General features: G+C 65.8%; 15 protein-coding genes. 11 read left to right on the plus strand and 4 right to left on the minus strand.

Annotation, left to right across the window (positions count from 1 at the left end; translation table 11 throughout):
* Positions 1 to 69: 69 nt before the first annotated feature.
* Positions 70 to 402 carry a YnfA family protein gene (locus tag CFB50_RS06750; protein ID WP_089445328.1) on the plus strand — a complete coding sequence of 111 codons (333 nt, stop codon included), beginning with the start codon at positions 70 to 72 and terminating at the stop codon, positions 400 to 402.
* 36 nt (positions 403 to 438) lie between these two features.
* Here the strand turns inward: CFB50_RS06750 and dnaQ are convergent, their stop codons facing one another.
* From dnaQ to CFB50_RS06765, 3 genes are read right to left on the minus strand one after another with little or no spacing between them, the layout of a single operon-like run.
* Entirely contained in the window at positions 439 to 1,173 is a 735-nt protein-coding gene (gene dnaQ, locus CFB50_RS06755) for a DNA polymerase III subunit epsilon (RefSeq protein WP_089445329.1), read from the minus strand.
* Between the two features lie 38 nt (positions 1,174 to 1,211).
* Positions 1,212 to 1,655 (minus strand): ribonuclease HI, encoded by a 444-nt coding sequence (gene rnhA, locus CFB50_RS06760; protein WP_039347704.1) that lies wholly within the window; start codon positions 1,653 to 1,655, stop codon positions 1,212 to 1,214.
* Entirely contained in the window at positions 1,652 to 2,464 is an 813-nt protein-coding gene (locus CFB50_RS06765) for a class I SAM-dependent methyltransferase (protein WP_069247641.1), read from the minus strand. The genes rnhA and CFB50_RS06765 overlap by 4 nt, the downstream gene beginning before the upstream one ends.
* 18 nt (positions 2,465 to 2,482) lie before the next feature.
* Between CFB50_RS06765 and gloB the strand changes: the two genes are divergently transcribed.
* From gloB to CFB50_RS06810, 8 genes are all read left to right on the plus strand, one after another.
* Complete coding sequence (gene gloB, locus CFB50_RS06770; RefSeq protein WP_089445330.1) at positions 2,483 to 3,289, plus strand: hydroxyacylglutathione hydrolase; 807 nt, start codon at positions 2,483 to 2,485, stop codon at positions 3,287 to 3,289.
* 151 nt (positions 3,290 to 3,440) lie between these two features.
* Positions 3,441 to 5,000, plus strand: a complete 1,560-nt coding sequence (locus tag CFB50_RS06775; RefSeq protein WP_089445331.1) for a transglycosylase SLT domain-containing protein — start codon at positions 3,441 to 3,443, stop codon at positions 4,998 to 5,000.
* A 157-nt stretch (positions 5,001 to 5,157) separates the two neighbouring features.
* Positions 5,158 to 6,375 carry an MFS transporter gene (locus CFB50_RS06780; RefSeq protein WP_089445332.1) on the plus strand — a complete coding sequence of 406 codons (1,218 nt, stop codon included), beginning with the start codon at positions 5,158 to 5,160 and terminating at the stop codon, positions 6,373 to 6,375.
* 365 nt (positions 6,376 to 6,740) lie between these two features.
* On the plus strand, positions 6,741 to 7,886 hold the full coding sequence (carA, locus tag CFB50_RS06790; protein WP_041492797.1) for a glutamine-hydrolyzing carbamoyl-phosphate synthase small subunit: 1,146 nt from the start codon (positions 6,741 to 6,743) through the stop codon (positions 7,884 to 7,886).
* 37 nt (positions 7,887 to 7,923) lie between these two features.
* The gene (gene leuE / locus CFB50_RS06795) at positions 7,924 to 8,583 is read left to right on the plus strand and encodes a leucine efflux protein LeuE (protein ID WP_089445333.1); all 660 of its coding nucleotides are present in this window, start codon (positions 7,924 to 7,926) and stop codon (positions 8,581 to 8,583) included.
* A 49-nt stretch (positions 8,584 to 8,632) separates the two neighbouring features.
* On the plus strand, positions 8,633 to 11,887 hold the full coding sequence (carB, locus tag CFB50_RS06800; protein ID WP_089445334.1) for a carbamoyl-phosphate synthase large subunit: 3,255 nt from the start codon (positions 8,633 to 8,635) through the stop codon (positions 11,885 to 11,887).
* A 118-nt stretch (positions 11,888 to 12,005) separates the two neighbouring features.
* The gene (greA, locus tag CFB50_RS06805) at positions 12,006 to 12,482 is read left to right on the plus strand and encodes a transcription elongation factor GreA (RefSeq protein ID WP_057927897.1); all 477 of its coding nucleotides are present in this window, start codon (positions 12,006 to 12,008) and stop codon (positions 12,480 to 12,482) included.
* A gap of 14 nt (positions 12,483 to 12,496) precedes the next feature.
* A complete protein-coding gene (locus CFB50_RS06810; protein WP_006497614.1) occupies positions 12,497 to 12,955 on the plus strand; it encodes a DUF4149 domain-containing protein in 459 nt (152 codons plus the stop codon).
* Between the two features lie 78 nt (positions 12,956 to 13,033).
* On the opposite strand, the gene CFB50_RS06815 is transcribed toward CFB50_RS06810, so the two are convergent.
* A complete protein-coding gene (locus CFB50_RS06815; protein ID WP_089445335.1) occupies positions 13,034 to 13,561 on the minus strand; it encodes a YhbY family RNA-binding protein in 528 nt (175 codons plus the stop codon).
* A 193-nt stretch (positions 13,562 to 13,754) separates the two neighbouring features.
* On the opposite strand from CFB50_RS06815, the gene CFB50_RS06820 reads away from it, so the two are divergent.
* Together CFB50_RS06820 and ftsH are read left to right on the plus strand one after the other, a co-directional pair.
* Positions 13,755 to 14,417 carry an RlmE family RNA methyltransferase gene (locus tag CFB50_RS06820; protein WP_046545366.1) on the plus strand — a complete coding sequence of 221 codons (663 nt, stop codon included), beginning with the start codon at positions 13,755 to 13,757 and terminating at the stop codon, positions 14,415 to 14,417.
* A gap of 166 nt (positions 14,418 to 14,583) precedes the next feature.
* Positions 14,584 to 16,482, plus strand: coding sequence for an ATP-dependent zinc metalloprotease FtsH (ftsH, locus tag CFB50_RS06825; protein ID WP_069247647.1), 1,899 nt, complete (start codon positions 14,584 to 14,586; stop codon positions 16,480 to 16,482).
* Positions 16,483 to 16,498 lie beyond the last annotated feature (16 nt).

A 16,498-nucleotide genomic window follows, 5' to 3' on the forward strand; every position in this document is an offset into this window, starting at 1 on the left:
GTATGATCGGCGGCGCACGGCGGGGCCGTGCGGCTCCTGGTGACAGGGGCCGAATTCACGAGGAACCGGATGACCGAACTGATGAGGATCGCGGCGCTGTTTGCCGCCACCGCGCTGGCCGAAATCGTCGGCTGTTACCTGCCGTGGCTCGTGCTAAAGGGCGGCCGGCCGGTGTGGTTGCTGGTGCCGGCCGCGCTGTCGCTCGCGCTGTTCGCGTGGCTGCTGACGCTGCACCCGAGTGCGGCGGGGCGCACCTATGCCGCGTACGGCGGCGTTTATATCGCGGTGGCGCTGGTCTGGCTGCGGGTGGTCGATGGCGTTGCGCTGACCCGCTGGGACGTGGCCGGCGCGATGCTTGCGCTCGGCGGAATGGCGGTCATCGCACTGCAGCCGCGCGCGTGAGCGCGGCCGCGGCGCGAACCGCCGGCCGCCTCTGCTTCAAGCCGTTTCGGCGACGCCTGCGGCGGCGGACGTGCGCCACACGCAGGTGCCCTTGACCGATTTGTCGAGCTCGTCGAGCTGCGCCTGGTGTGCGGCGAGTTCGTCGTCGCTTGCGGCCACCACGGCCAGATCGAGCGCGGCGAGCGACACGCGCTGGCCGTTGGCGGCACCGCCGTCGGCGCCCGCGTCGTCGAGCATGTCGATCACGAGGCTGTCCTGGCCGCGCGTCATGGCCAGATACACCTCGGCGAGCAGCTCCGAGTCGAGCAGTGCGCCGTGCAGCGTACGGTGCGCGTTGCTGATGCCGAAGCGGTCGCACAGCGCGTCGAGCGAGTTGCGCTTGCCCGGGAACATCTGCTTGGCCTGCACCAGCGTGTCGATCACGCCGCCGCAATGCTCGGTGAACGGCGGCAGGCCGAGCCGCGCGAATTCCGCATCGAGGAAGCCAAGGTCGAACGGCGCGTTGTGGATGATCAGCTCGGCATCCTTCACGAAGTCGAGGATCTGGTGGGCGACTTCCGCGAATTTCGGCTTGTCGCTCAGGAATTCGGTCGTGAGGCCGTGCACCGCCAGTGCGCCCGGATCGCTGTCGCGCTCCGGGTTCACGTAGAAGTGCAGGTTGTTGCCGGTGAGCCGCCGGTTCAGCAGCTCGACGCAGCCGATTTCGATGAGGCGGTCGCCCGTGCGGGCGTTCAGGCCGGTGGTTTCGGTATCGAGAATGATCTGGCGCATGTCGGGAAAAACAAAGGAAACAGGGGAGCGGCCCGCGTTCAGGCCGTGAGCGATTCGACGCCGCGATTCGCGAGCGCGTCCGCGCGCTCGTTTTCGGGATGGCCCGCGTGGCCCTTGACCCAGCGCCACTCGACCTCGTGCTGCGCGACGAGCGCGTCGAGCCGCTTCCACAGGTCGGCGTTCTTCACGGGCGTCTTTGCCGCGGTGACCCAGCCTTTCTTCTTCCAGCCGTGGATCCACTCGCTGATGCCTTTCTGCACGTATTGCGAGTCGGTATGCACGATCACCTGGCACGGCCGCTTCAGCGCTTCGAGCGCGGCGATCACGCCCATCAGCTCCATGCGGTTGTTGGTCGTGTTGGGCTCGCCGCCGAACAGCTCCTTCTCCTTGTCGCCGTAGCGCATCAGTGCGCCCCAGCCGCCGGGGCCGGGGTTGCCCTTGCAGGCGCCGTCGGTATAGATGTCGATGGTATCGGTAGTCATGAATGTTCTTGATGGGTGGTCGGGGAGGCCGCCGGCGTCAGGCCCGGTGCGAGCACGGGCTTCTTCATCCGGATCTGGCCGACGAGGCGCATGCCGCGCACGCGCTTGACGGCCGTCACCATGTAGACGGCGCCGAAGATCGGCCACCAGCGGTCGCCGGCGGCTTCCATGAAGCCGTAGCGGGCCAGCCACTGGTCGGTGGCGAGCGGCGGCCGGTAGCAGCCGAAGCGGCCGCGTTCGAGGTCGAAGCCGAGCAGCTTGATCCAGTCCTTGAGCCGGATGAACGCGATCTGGTCGCGCGTGGCCGGCACGAACGGGCGGTTCGCCATGCGCCCGAACGATTGCCGCATGCCCCACAGGCTGAGCGAATTGAAGCCGGTGATCACGAGCTGGCCTTCCGGCATCAGCACGCGCTCGGCCTCGCGCAGCAGCCGGTGCGGATCGGACGTGAATTCGAGCGTGTGCGGCATCACGATCAGGTCGACGCTCTGCGACTCGAACGGCAGGTCGAGCAGGTCGCACCAGGTCGTGCTGCGGCCGTCGGGCGCGTGCTCGGGCGCATGCGCTTCGCGCGCCCACGGATACTGGTACGGCGCGCTCGCGCCGCTCGCCGGATCGAGCACGAGGCCGCGATACGGCATGCGGTTCTCGCGCAGCGCGTCGAGCTGCGGCAGGCCGAGCTGCAGCGCGTGGAACCCGAAGACGTCGGACACGATCCGGTCGAGCTGCGCCTGCTCCCAGCCCAGCACGTAGCGGCCGGGTGGTGAGTCGGTCCAGGCGGGCCAGTCTATAATTTGACGATCGGACATAACGATGATTGGGCGCCCATGAACGAGCTGGAATACGTGCCGGTTCCGGCATTCGATGACAACTATATCTGGCTCGTCTCGGACGGCCGCGATGCGGTCGCCGTCGACCCGGGTGAAGCCGCGCCGGTGCGCCGGGTTCTTGCCGAACGAGGCTGGCGGTTGACCGCTATTTTACTCACGCACCATCATGCCGACCACGTCGGCGGTGTCGCGGCCCTGCGCGATAGCCAACCGGACGATGTTCCGCTCGTCGTTTACGGCCCCGCGGCCGAGGCGATCGGCGTGGTCACGCGGCCGCTTTCGGGCGGCGCGCGCGTGACGCTCGACGCGCCGGCCGCCACGTTCGACGTGCTCGACGTGCCGGGCCATACGCGCGGCCACATCGCCTATTTCCAGGCGGCCGGGCCGGGCAACGCGGCGCCGCACGTGTTCTGCGGCGACACGCTGTTCTCGTGCGGTTGCGGGCGCCTGTTCGAAGGCACGCCCGCGCAGATGCTCGCGTCGCTCGACGCGCTCGCGGCGTTGCCGGGCGACACCCACGTGCATTGCGCACACGAATACACGTTGTCCAACATCCGCTTCGCGCTCGCGTGCGAACCCGGCAATGCGGCGCTCGCCACGTGGCGCGACGACGCACAGGCGCTGCGCGCGCGCGGCGTGCCGACACTGCCCACTACGATCGCGCATGAACGCGCCGTTAACCCGTTCATGCGTGCGGACAGCGATGCGATCCGCGCGACGCTCGAGGCCGAACTGCACGAAACGGTGCCGGATCGTCTGACAGCGTTCACGCTGATGCGCGAGTGGAAAAACCGGTTCCGATGATGATTTCCGGAGGACTCCAAAGCTCAAGCAGTGTCTGTAAAAATTGCTCCAAATGTAGGATTTCGCTGAGTTTTCGGTGTTTTTATTGACGTGAAGCACGCACTTCCGTAGTATCGCCTGCAATTTCCAGCCGTCGGAAGCAGAGATTTTCATGCGACTTATATTGAGTGCGATGGTGGTTCTGCTGCTCGCCGCTTGTGCGAGCCAGGCCCCTGTCGCCAACAACGCCGCCGATTCGCAGGCGACGTCCACCTACCTCCGTAAATCAGCCACCGCCAAAGAAACTGTCGACGTCGACAAGCAATCCGTCGGCGACCTGACCAGTGCAGACTCCGATCTCTGGGGTCGCATCCGCCGCGGTTTCCAGATGCCGGACCTGCAGACCGACCTCGTCGACATGCAGACCACGTGGTACACGCAGCGCCCGGACTACGTGCAGCGCATGACCGAGCGCTCGCAGAAGTACCTGTACCACATCGTCGAGGAACTCGAGGCGCGTCACATGCCGACCGAGCTCGCGCTGCTGCCGTTCATCGAGTCTGCGTACAACCCGCAGGCGCTGTCGGTCGCGAAGGCGGCCGGCATGTGGCAGTTCATGCCCGGCACGGGCCGCACGTACAACCTGAAGCGCAACATGTGGCAGGACGAGCGCCGCGACGTGCTCGCGTCGACGAGCGCCGCGCTCGACTACCTGTCGCGCCTGCATGACATGTTCGGCGACTGGTATCTCGCGCTGGCCGCGTACAACTGGGGCGAGGGCAACGTGCAGCGCGCGATCGCGCGCAACCAGGCGGCCGGCCTGCCGACCGACTACCTGAACCTGCGGATGCCGAACGAGACGCGCAACTACGTGCCGAAGCTGCAGGCGGTGAAGAACATCATCGCGAATCCGCAGCAGTACGGCCTCGCGCTGCCGGACATCCCGAACCACCCGTATTTCGTGACGGTCACGACGTCGCGCGACATCGACGTGGCGGTGGCCGCGAAGCTCGCGAACCTGTCGCTCGACGAATTCCGCTCGCTGAACCCGTCGTTCTCGAAGCCGGTGATTCTCGGCGCGACCGAACCGCAGATCCTGCTGCCGTTCGACAACGCGTCGGCGTTCGAGAAGAACCTGAAGGCGTACAACGGCCAGCTGTCGTCGTGGACCACCTATACGGTCAGCGAACGGGCGCGGCCGGCCGCGATCGCCGAGAAGATCGGCGTGGACGCCGATACGCTGATGTCGATCAACAAGATTCCGGCCGGCATGCGCCTGAAGCCGGGCTCGACGATCGTCGTGCCGCGCGGCGATGACGACGACGAGGACATCAGCGCCGACGTCGCCGAAAACGGCGCGCTCGCGATGGAACCCGACGTACCCGACACGCGCAAGATGCTGATCCGCGTACGCCGCAAGCAGTCGATGGCGGCGATCGCCGGCCGCTACGGCGTGTCGGTCGGCCAGCTCAAGGCGTGGAACCGTACGCACCGCGATCTCGCGATGCCGGGCCAGGCGCTCGTGCTGCACGTGCCGGTCGGCCGTTCGGTGCCGGCGGAACCCGGTCCGGAGCGGATCGCGACGTCGGCCGGCGGGGCGCACATCGAGCGCGCGAGCCTGGCGGTGGGCGGCAAGTCGCACGGCGCGAAGCGCGGCGCGGCGAAGCCGGCCGCCAAATCGGCGAAGGCGGCACCGGCCAAGGCCGCTGCGCACAAGGGCAAGAAGAAGTAACGCAGTCGCGAGCGCATCGTGCGGCCGGCCCGGTTCGCGCGGTTGCGGTATCATCCGACGAAATGCAAGGAAACGCCGTCACCGAGGTGACGGCGTTTTTGTTTGTGCGCGGCGCGGGGGCGCTGCTTCGAAGGCCTTCATATAACAAGGAGAGGTGATGTCGTCGGTGCAGGTGAGGGTGCTCGCGCTGTTTTCGGTCGGGTATTTCGTGTCGTACGTGTTTCGCGGTGTCAATCTGGGTTTCGCGCCGTTCGTCACGCACGAGCTCGGGTTGTCGGCCGCCGATCTCGGCCTGCTCACCAGTCTTTATTTCCTCGGCTTCGCGGGCGCGCAGATCCCGGCCGGCGTGATGCTCGACCACTTCGGCCCGCGCCGCGTGACGGCCGGCATGCTGCTGTTCGCGGCCGCCGGCGCGGCCGTGTTCGGCGCCGCGCACAGCCTCGGCACGATGATGGTCGGCCGGCTGCTGATCGGCGTCGGCGTCTCGGTGTGTCTCGGCGCGGCGTTCAAGGCGCTCGCGCAGCATTTCCCGGTCGGCCGGCTGCCGCTCGTCAACGGCCTCGTGATGGCCGTGGGCGGGCTCGGCGGCGTGATGGTCGGCTCGCCGCTCACCTGGCTGCTCGGCTGGACGAGCTGGCGCGCGATCTGCTTCGGCCTCGCGGTGCTGACGGTGATCGTCGCGGCGTCGATCGGGCTGGGCGCACCGGAGGCGCGGCAGGTGCGCCACCAGGGCGGGCTCGTCAGCCAGTTCAAGGGCACGTGGCACATCCTGAGCAGCCGTGCGTTCTGGAAGATCTCGTCGTTTTCCGTTGTCACGCAGGGCGTGTTCTATGCGATGCAGTCGCTGTGGGTCGGACCGTACCTGCGCGATGTCGCGGGGTTCGATGCGTCGCATGCCGCACGCCTCGTGTCGGTGCTCGGCTTCGCGATGATGGCCGGCTGCGTCGGCTTCGGCGCCGCGGCGCGGGTGCTCGAGCGGCGCGGCGTGTCCGTGTACGCGTTCTGCGGCGTGGGCATGGCGCTGTTCGTCGCGACGCAGGCCGTGATCGTCGCGCGCGTGCCGTTGCCGCCGGCCGTGCTGTGGGCCGCCTACGGGATGTTCGGCGGCGTCGGCATCCTGACCTACGCGGTGATGGCCGGGCATTTTCCCGCTCACCTGATCGGCCGCGCGAACACGACGCTCACGCTCGTGATCTTCGTGCTGATCTTTGCGTTCCAGATCGGTGTCGGCGCGGTGCTGTCGCACTGGCCGGCGGTCGACGGCCGCTACCCGGCGGCCGCGCATTTCACTGCATGGGGCGTGCTGCTCGCGCTGCAGCTCGCGAGCGCGGTCTGGTACGTCTGGCCCGCGCGCGGCGCTGGTCAAGCGCACTGATCCGGCGGTACGCTGACGGGTAGGGCGGCCGCGTAAACGGGGCCGCAGCGCGTTGTGCCGCGTCGCCGGACGTGGCGCGCGCACGATCGGACGGCCATATCAATTGAAGATAGGGCCATTTTCAGGCTATAATTTGAAAGTTTGTGCTGATCAACCTCGCACCCTAGCGCCTACCTCATTCATCCCGTTCATCCGCCGCACGCCGCCTGCCGGGCGATGCCGCGAAGCCTCGTGCGCCACGCGCCGGGTTCGCGTCTCGACAACGCAGGCCGCGTCCAGCAAGCGACCACGCGCGCCCACGCAGCGCGGCGCTCGCGCGGCAGGGTAAACAGGTCGGCAGCAGGGTGTTCCCCAAGGAGCCTCCCGTGTTGCCGTCTTTTACTCCCGCCTTGCTTGCACTCGCCGACGGCACGGTCTTTCGTGGTTATTCGATCGGGGCCGAAGGCCACACGATCGGCGAAGTCGTGTTCAATACCGCGATCACCGGCTATCAGGAAATCCTGACTGATCCGAGCTACTCGCGCCAGATCGTCACGCTCACCTATCCGCATATCGGCAACGTCGGCGTCAACGCCGAAGACGTCGAAGCTACGAAAGTCCATGCCGCCGGCCTGATCATCCGTGATCTGCCCTCGCTCGCATCGAACTTCCGCATGGACCGCACGCTCGGCGATTACCTGCGCGACGAAGGCGTCGTCGCGATCGCCGGCATCGACACCCGCAAGCTGACCCGCATCCTGCGCGACAAGGGCGCGCAGAACGGCTGCATCCTGACGGGCTCGGACGACGAAGCGAAGGCGATCGAGCTCGCGCGCTCGTTCCCGGGTCTCGCGGGCATGGATCTCGCGAAGGTCGTGTCGACCACGAAGCCGTTCGAATGGAAGCAGACCGAATGGCGCCTCGAAGGCGGCTACGGCATGCAGGAAGCGCCGAAGTACCGCGTCGTCGCGTACGATTTCGGCGTCAAGTACAACATCCTGCGCATGCTCGCGGAGCGCGGCTGCCACGTGACGGTGCTGCCGGCACAGGCGAGCGCGGAAGATGCGCTCGCGCTGAATCCGGACGGCGTGTTCCTGTCGAACGGCCCCGGCGATCCGGAACCGTGCGACTACGCGATCGCGGCCACGAAGCAGTTCATCGAGCGCGGCGTGCCGACCTTCGGCATCTGCCTGGGTCACCAGATCATGGGCCTCGCGGTCGGCGCGAAGACGCTGAAGATGAAGACGGGCCACCACGGCGCGAACCACCCGGTGAAGGATCTCGGCGACGGTCGCGTGGTGATCACGTCGCAGAACCACGGCTTCGCGGTCGACGCGGATTCGCTGCCGGCCAACGCGCGCGTGACGCACGTGTCGCTGTTCGACGGCACGCTGCAGGGCTTCGAGCTGACCGACAAGCCGGCATTCTGCTTCCAGGGCCACCCGGAAGCGTCGCCCGGCCCGCACGACATCGGCTACCTGTTCGACCGTTTCACCGCGCTGATGGACGCGGCGAAGCAGCGCAACGCCTAACGTCAACGACGCAACCGAAGGACGGGAGATTCGCATCATGTTCGGCCACGCACTCGGCATCACGGATATCTGGACCTACGTGTTCGGCGTGATCTTCATCATCCTGCTGCCGGGGCCGAACTCGATGTACGTGCTGTCGCTCGCGGCGCAGCGCGGCGTGAAGGCCGGCTATCGCGCGGCGTGCGGTGTGTTCGTCGGCGACACGGTGCTGATGGTGCTGTCCGCCGCCGGCGTCGCGTCGCTGTTGAAGGCGAACCCGCTGCTGTTCTCCGTCGTCAAGTACGGCGGCGCCGCGTATCTGCTCTACATCGGCACCGGCATGCTGCGCAGCGCGTGGCGGAAGCTGCGCGCACCGGCCCATGCGCCGGCCGATGCGCCGCCCGCGGTCGACGGCGAGCGGCCGTTCCGCAAGGCGCTGATCGTGAGCCTGCTGAATCCGAAGGCGATCCTGTTCTTCATCTCGTTCTTCATCCAGTTCGTCGACCCGGCATTCCCGCATCCCGCGCTGTCGTTCGTCGTGCTCGGGGCGATCGCGCAATGCGCGAGCTTCCTGTACCTGAGCACGCTGATCTTCGCCGGTGCGCGGCTTGCCGAGCACTTCCGCCGCCGCCGCAAGCTTGCAGCAGGCGCGGCGAGCAGCGTGGGTGGCCTGTTCATCGGATTCTCGGTGAAGCTCGCACTCGCCACGATGAGCTGAGCGCAGCCGGCCGACCCACGACAACGATTACTTATTGAATTCACAAGCCATGCCAAAACGCACAGACATCAAGAGCATCCTCATCATCGGCGCCGGCCCGATCATCATCGGCCAGGCGTGCGAGTTCGACTATTCGGGCGCGCAGGCTTGCAAGGCGTTGCGTGAGGAGGGCTACAAGGTCGTTCTCGTCAACAGCAACCCGGCGACGATCATGACCGACCCGAACACGGCCGACGTGACCTACATCGAGCCGATCACGTGGGAAGTCGTCGCGCGCATCATCGAGAAGGAGCGCCCGGACGCGATCCTGCCGACGATGGGCGGCCAGACCGCACTGAACTGCGCGCTCGACCTGCACCACCACGGCGTGCTCGAGAAGTTCGGCGTCGAGCTGATCGGCGCGTCGCCGGAAGCGATCGACAAGGCGGAAGACCGCCAGAAGTTCAAGGAAGCGATGACCAAGATCGGTCTCGGTTCCGCGAAGTCGGGCATCGCGCACTCGATGGAAGAAGCGACCCAGGTGCACGCCGAGATCATGGCGCTCACCGGCGGCAGCGGCTACCCGGTCGTGATCCGCCCGTCGTTCACGCTCGGCGGTTCGGGCGGCGGCATTGCCTACAACCGCGAAGAGTTCGAAGAGATCTGCAAGCGCGGCCTGGATCTCTCGCCCACGCGCGAGCTGCTGATCGAAGAATCGCTGCTCGGCTGGAAGGAATACGAGATGGAAGTCGTGCGCGACCGCGCCGACAACTGCATCATCGTCTGCTCGATCGAGAACCTCGACCCGATGGGCGTGCACACCGGCGACTCGATCACGGTCGCGCCGGCGCAGACGCTCACCGACAAGGAATACCAGATCCTGCGTAACGCATCGCTCGCGGTGCTGCGCGAGATCGGCGTCGACACGGGCGGCTCGAACGTGCAGTTCTCGATCAACCCGCGGGACGGCCGCATGGTCGTCATCGAAATGAACCCGCGCGTGTCGCGTTCGTCGGCGCTCGCATCGAAGGCGACGGGCTTCCCGATCGCGAAGGTCGCGGCGAAGCTGGCGGTCGGCTACACGCTCGACGAGCTGAAGAACGAAATCACCGGCGGCCAGACCCCGGCGTCGTTCGAGCCGACGATCGACTACGTCGTCACGAAGATCCCGCGCTTCGCGTTCGAGAAATTCCGCGAAGCCGATTCGCGCCTGACCACGCAGATGAAGTCGGTCGGCGAAGTGATGGCGATCGGCCGCACGTTCCAGGAATCGTTCCAGAAGGCGCTGCGCGGTCTCGAAGTGGGCGTCGACGGTCTCGACGAGAAGTCGACCAACCGCGACGAGATCGCGATCGAGATCCACGAGCCGGGCCCGGACCGCATCTGGTACGTCGGCGATGCGTTCCGGATCGGCATGACGGCCCAGGAAATCTTCGCGGAAACCGCGATCGACCCGTGGTTCCTCGAGCAGATCGAGCAGATCATCCTGAAGGAAAAGGCGCTCGGCGGCCGCACGCTCGCGTCGCTGTCGTTCGACGAACTGCGCTACCTGAAGCAGAGCGGCTTCTCCGACCGCCGCCTCGCGAAGCTGCTCGGCGCGACGCCGGAAGACGTCCGCAAGCGCCGCATCGAACTCAACGTGCGCCCGGTCTACAAGCGCGTCGACACCTGCGCGGCCGAGTTCGCGACGAAGACCGCCTACATGTACTCGACCTATGAGGAAGAGTGCGAGGCGCAGCCGACCACCAACAAGAAGATCATGGTGCTGGGCGGCGGCCCGAACCGGATCGGCCAGGGCATCGAGTTCGACTACTGCTGCGTGCACGCGGCGCTCGCGATGCGCGAGGACGGCTACGAAACGATCATGGTCAACTGCAACCCGGAAACGGTGTCGACCGACTATGACACGTCCGACCGCCTGTACTTCGAGCCGCTGACGCTCGAGGACGTGCTCGAAATCGTCGACAAGGAAAAGCCGGTCGGCGTGATCGTCCAGTACGGCGGCCAGACGCCGCTGAAGCTCGCGCTCGACCTCGAAGCGCACGGTGTGCCGATCGTCGGCACGTCGCCGGACATGATCGATGCGGCCGAAGACCGCGAACGCTTCCAGAAGCTGCTGCAGGACCTCGGCCTGCGCCAGCCGCCGAACCGCACCGCACGCGCCGAAGACGAAGCGCTCGCGCTGGCCGACGAAATCGGCTATCCGCTGGTCGTGCGCCCGTCGTACGTGCTGGGCGGCCGCGCGATGGAAATCGTCCACGAGCCGCGTGACCTCGAGCGCTACATGCGCGAGGCCGTGAAGGTGTCGAACGATTCGCCGGTGCTGCTCGACCGCTTCCTGAACGATGCGATCGAGTGCGACGTCGACTGTATCTGCGACGGCGAAGCCGTGTTCATCGGCGGCGTGATGGAGCACATCGAGCAGGCGGGCGTCCACTCGGGCGACTCGGCATGCTCGCTGCCGCCGTACTCGCTGTCGAAGGAAACCGTTGCCGAACTGAAGCGCCAGACGGGCGCGATGGCGAAGGCGCTGAACGTGGTCGGCCTGATGAACGTGCAGTTCGCGATCCAGCAGGTGCCGCAGGCGGACGGTTCGAAGCAGGACATCATCTACGTGCTGGAAGTGAACCCGCGCGCATCGCGCACGGTGCCGTACGTGTCGAAGGCGACCAGCCTGCCGCTCGCGAAGATCGCGGCGCGTGCGATGGTCGGCCAGAAGCTCGCGCAGCAGGGCGTGACGAAGGAAGTCGAGCCGCCGTACTTCAGCGTGAAGGAAGCGGTGTTCCCGTTCGTCAAGTTCCCGACCGTCGATCCGGTCCTCGGGCCTGAAATGCGTTCGACCGGCGAAGTGATGGGTGTCGGCCAGACGTTCGGCGAAGCGCTGTTCAAGTCGCAGCTCGCGGCCGGTTCGCGCCTGCCGGAGTCGGGCACGGTGCTGCTGACCGTGATGGACGCCGACAAGCCGAAGGCGGTCGAAGTCGCGCGCATGCTGCACGACCTCGGCTACCCGATCGTCGCGACCAAGGGTACGGCTGCCGCGATCGAAGCGGCCGGCGTGCCGGTGAAGGTCGTGAACAAGGTGAAGGACGGCCGTCCGCACATCGTCGACATGATCAAGAACGGCGAGATCGCACTCGTGTTCACGACGGTCGACGAAACGCGCCAGGCGATCGCCGATTCGCGTTCGATCCGCATGAGCGCGCAGGCGCACAAGGTCACGTACTACACGACGATGTCGGGCGCGCGCGCGGCGGTTGAAGGCCTGCGCTACCTGAAGGATCTGGAAGTCTATGATTTACAAGGTCTTCACGCTCGCCTAAACTAAGCAGTCAGTTACCTGTCGAAGCAACACGTGCCGCGATTAGGCGGTGTTTCCAGTGCATCGGAAACGCGCTTAATCGCGGTGATTTTTTTTAAAGCCGTTTTTAGCGATTGAGCCGTTTATGAGCACCATTCCGTTGACAAAGCGTGGCGCGGAACTCCTGCGCGATGAATTGCAGCGCCTCAAGTCCGTCGAGCGGCCGGCCGTGATCAACGCGATCGCGGAGGCCCGCGCACAGGGCGACCTGTCCGAAAACGCCGAATACGATGCCGCGAAGGAAAAGCAGGGCTTCATCGAGGGTCGTATCGCGGAACTCGAATCGAAGCTGTCGGCCGCGCAGGTCATCGATCCCACCGTGCTCGATGCCGAAGGCCGTGTGGTTTTCGCATCGACCGTCGAACTCGAGGATCTCGAGTCGGGCGACACCGTCAAGTACCAGATCGTCGGTGACGACGAAGCCGATATCGACCACGGCCTGATCTCGGTCAGTTCGCCGATCGCACGCGCGCTGATCGGCAAGTCCGAAGGCGACGTCGCGGCCGTGCAGGCGCCGAGCGGCGTGCGCGAGTACGAAATCATCTCGGTCAGCTACATCTGAAGCGGGGCGACGTGATGCCGCATCGCGTGTTCCGTCTGCTGTCGGCCGTGTGGGTCGGCAGCCTGCTGACGATCGGGTATGCGGTCGCGCCCGTGCTGTTCAAGACGCTGGAGCGGATGACGGCCGGTTCGGTCGCCGCCCAGTTGTTCCGTATCGAGGCGATCCTCGGTGTCGTGTGCGGCGTGCTGCTGCTCGCCTTGTCGAACCAGCAGGTGCGGCGCGGCAGCAGCGAGTATCGCCGCGTGCGCTGGATCGTCGCCGCGATGGTCGTGTGTGTGCTGGTCGGGTATTTCGCGCTGCAGCCGTTCATGAACGCGCTGCGGGTGGCCGCAATGGACGCGGGCACCGATATCGCGAACTCGCCGTATGCGAGCCGCTTCGGGATGCTGCACGGCGTCTCGAGCGTGTTCTACCTCGTCGAGAGCGTGCTGGGGCTGATGCTGATCTGGCGTCTGCCGGCGCGCGACGCCTGACGCGAATGCCGCGCAGGCCCGGTCGATGCCGGGCCCGCGGGCAGGGTGGTGGCACGGTGAGCCGTGCCGCCTCGATGCTTACTTGTCCTGGAACGGACGCTTCGTGCTGGCCTGGCGCTTCTTGGCGCGCTTCACGTTACCGCCTGCCGTCACGCGCTCGTTGCCGCGCACCGTGACCTTGACCGGCCGCGGGCGACGCACGGGGCTCGCGTTCGGCGACACCTTGACGACCTTGACGGTGCGCGGTGCACGGCCTTTCTTGTCGTCGACGGCTTCGGCCGCGCTCGGCAGCGTGCCGGCACGACGGCCGCGGGACGGGGCCGCTGCGGCGGCTTCGGGCTTCCAGATCACCAGCAGCTTGCCGATGTGCTGGATCGGCGCCGCGCTCAGGCGGTCGCAGATCTCGTCGTAGATCGCGATGCGCTCGTCGCGTTCGTCGCCGAACACACGGATCTTGATCAGCTGGTGCGCATCGAGGTGCACCTTGATTTCCTTCAGTACGGCGTCGGTGAGCCCTTCGGCGCCGATCAGCACGACGGGCTTGAGCGCATGGGCCTGGGAGCGCAGCGCGGAGCGCTCGGCGGGAGAAAGCGAAAGGGCGGGCATGGAAATGTCGAAATCTAAATAAGGGCGCGCTGACTGAATAGCGATCGCGGGAAGTTACCGCGTCAGCCGTGCGCCGAAACCACGTAAAATCGCGGCTTGGGCCTGAAAAGGGGCCGCAGCCGCGCGAAGAAGACGCGTATTATCCGCTAAAAGCGCGGCTTCACGAAGCAATGGGCAGCAATCTCTCTCTCGAATGGCAAAAAACCGCTTCAACCAGCACTGGCTGCACGACCACATCAACGACCCCTACGTCAAAATGGCGCAGCGGGAGGGCTATCGCGCGCGCGCCGCGTACAAGCTGAAGGAAATCGACGAGCAGGACAAGCTGATCCGTCCGGGCCAGGTGATCGTCGACCTCGGCGCGACGCCGGGCAGCTGGAGCCAGTATGCCCGCAACAAGCTCGCGCAGGGCAAGAAGCGTGACGCGGAACGCGAAGGCGGCATCGACGGCACGATCGTGGCGCTCGACATCCTGCCGATGGAGCCGATCGCCGACGTCCACTTCCTGCAGGGCGACTTCCGCGAGGACGAAGTCCTTCACCAGCTCGAAGAAGTGCTCGAAGGGCGCGCGGTGGACCTTGTTATTTCCGACATGGCCCCCAACCTCTCTGGCGTGGCCTCGGCAGACGCGGCGCGCATCGAGCATCTGTGCGATCTGGCGCTCGAATTTGCGCAGAATCATCTGAAGCCGGATGGTGCGCTGCTCGTGAAATGCTTTCACGGCAGCGGCTACAGCCAGATCGTCGAGAAATTCAAACAGCAGTTTAAGACCGTCGCGCCGCGCAAGCCGAAGGCGTCCCGCGACAAATCGTCCGAAACGTTCATTTTGGGTCGGCATCTGAAACGTCCGCGCTGATGCGCAGCGAAGTGCCGCAAACGGGCTCCGGCCCTTGCCAGACAAGCGAAGCGCTATCGCGGCGGTTGTCAATGCTTATGGCGAGGGTGGTCGGACTGGATTAGAATGACCGAGGGGCGCCGCAAGGAAAATGTAGGCGCTCGTCTACGAGTGAAGGAGTGGTGCTTTGAACAACAATATGTTTTCGAAGGCAGCGGTGTGGCTGGTGATCGCACTGGTGCTGTTTACGGTGTTCAAGCAGTTCGACAAGCCCCGCGTCCAGGAAGGCGTGTCCTATTCGCAGTTCATGGACGACGCCAAGAACGGCAAGGTCAAGAACGTCATCGTTCAGGGGCGCAACCTCACCGTCACTCCGGCTGATGGCCAGAAATACCAGATCGTGTCGCCCGGCGACATCTGGATGGTTGGCGATCTGATGAAGTACGGCGTGCAGGTCAGCGGCAAGGCCGACGATGAGCCGAATGCGCTGATGTCCGCGCTGTACTACCTCGGGCCGACGATCCTGATCATCGTGTTCTGGTTCTACATGATGAGGCAGATGCAGGGAGGCGGCAAAGGCGGCGCATTCTCGTTCGGGAAATCGCGCGCGCGGCTGATCGACGAGAACAACAACGCGGTGAACTTCTCCGACGTCGCGGGCTGCGACGAAGCGAAGGAAGAAGTGTCCGAGCTCGTCGACTTCCTGCGCGATCCGCAGAAATTCCAGAAGCTGGGCGGTCGCATTCCGCGCGGCGTGCTGCTCGTCGGCCCCCCGGGTACCGGCAAGACGTTGCTGGCTCGCGCGATCGCGGGTGAAGCGAAGGTGCCGTTCTTCAGCATCTCGGGTTCGGACTTCGTCGAAATGTTCGTCGGCGTCGGCGCGGCTCGTGTGCGCGACATGTTCGAGCAGGCGAAGAAGCATGCACCGTGTATCGTGTTCATCGACGAAATCGACGCGGTCGGCCGTCATCGCGGCGCCGGCATGGGCGGCGGTAACGACGAACGCGAACAGACGCTGAACCAGATGCTCGTCGAGATGGACGGCTTCGAGGCGAACTCGGGCGTGATCGTGATCGCCGCAACCAACCGTTCCGACGTGCTCGACAAGGCGCTGCTGCGTCCGGGCCGTTTCGACCGCCAGGTCTACGTCGGTCTGCCGGACATCCGCGGCCGCGAGCAGATCATGCGCGTGCACCTGCGCAAGGTGCCGATCGCGAACGACGTCGATGCGGCAGTCATCGCACGCGGCACGCCGGGCTTCTCGGGCGCCGATCTCGCGAACCTCGTGAACGAGGCTGCGCTGTTCGCCGCACGTCGCGGCAAGCGCATCGTCGAGATGCAGGATTTCGAAGACGCGAAGGACAAGATCTTCATGGGTCCGGAGCGCAAGTCGGCCGTGATCCGCGAAGAAGCGAAGCGTGCGACCGCTTATCACGAGTCGGGCCACGCGGTGATCGCGAAGCTGCTGCCGAAGGCGGACCCCGTGCACAAGGTCACGATCATCCCGCGCGGTCGCGCGCTGGGTGTCACGTGGCAGCTGCCGGAGCATGACAACGAAACGTACTCGAAGGACTACCTGATGGACCGCCTTGCGATCCTGTTCGGTGGCCGGGTGGCGGAAGAGCTGTTCATGAACCTGGTCAGCACCGGCGCATCGGACGACTTCAACAAGGCAACGCAGACGGCACGCGCGATGGTGGCCCGTTTCGGCATGACCGACGCGCTCGGGCCGATGGTCTACGTCGACGACGAAAACGATGCATCGCCGTTCGGCCGCGGCTTCACGCGCACGATCTCGGAAGCGACGCAGCAGAAGGTCGATTCGGAAATCCGCCGCGTGCTCGACGAACAGTACGGCCTTGCGCGCCGCCTGCTCGAAGAGAACCGCGACAAGGTCGAAGCGATGACCGCCGCGCTGATGGAGTGGGAGACGATCGATGCCGATCAGATCAACGACATCATGGAAGGCCGTCCGCCGCGCTCCCCGAAGAGCTCGCCGGCTGTCGGCGGCGATTCGTCGGGTGGTGGCAGCAGCGCCGAGGTGAAGCCCGGCAACGCGCCGGCGCCGGCTTCGCCGGCGGCATAATCTCCGCTTTAGCGCC

This window comes from Burkholderia sp. AU33423, assembly GCF_002223135.1.
Lineage (GTDB): Bacteria > Pseudomonadota > Gammaproteobacteria > Burkholderiales > Burkholderiaceae > Burkholderia > Burkholderia lata_D.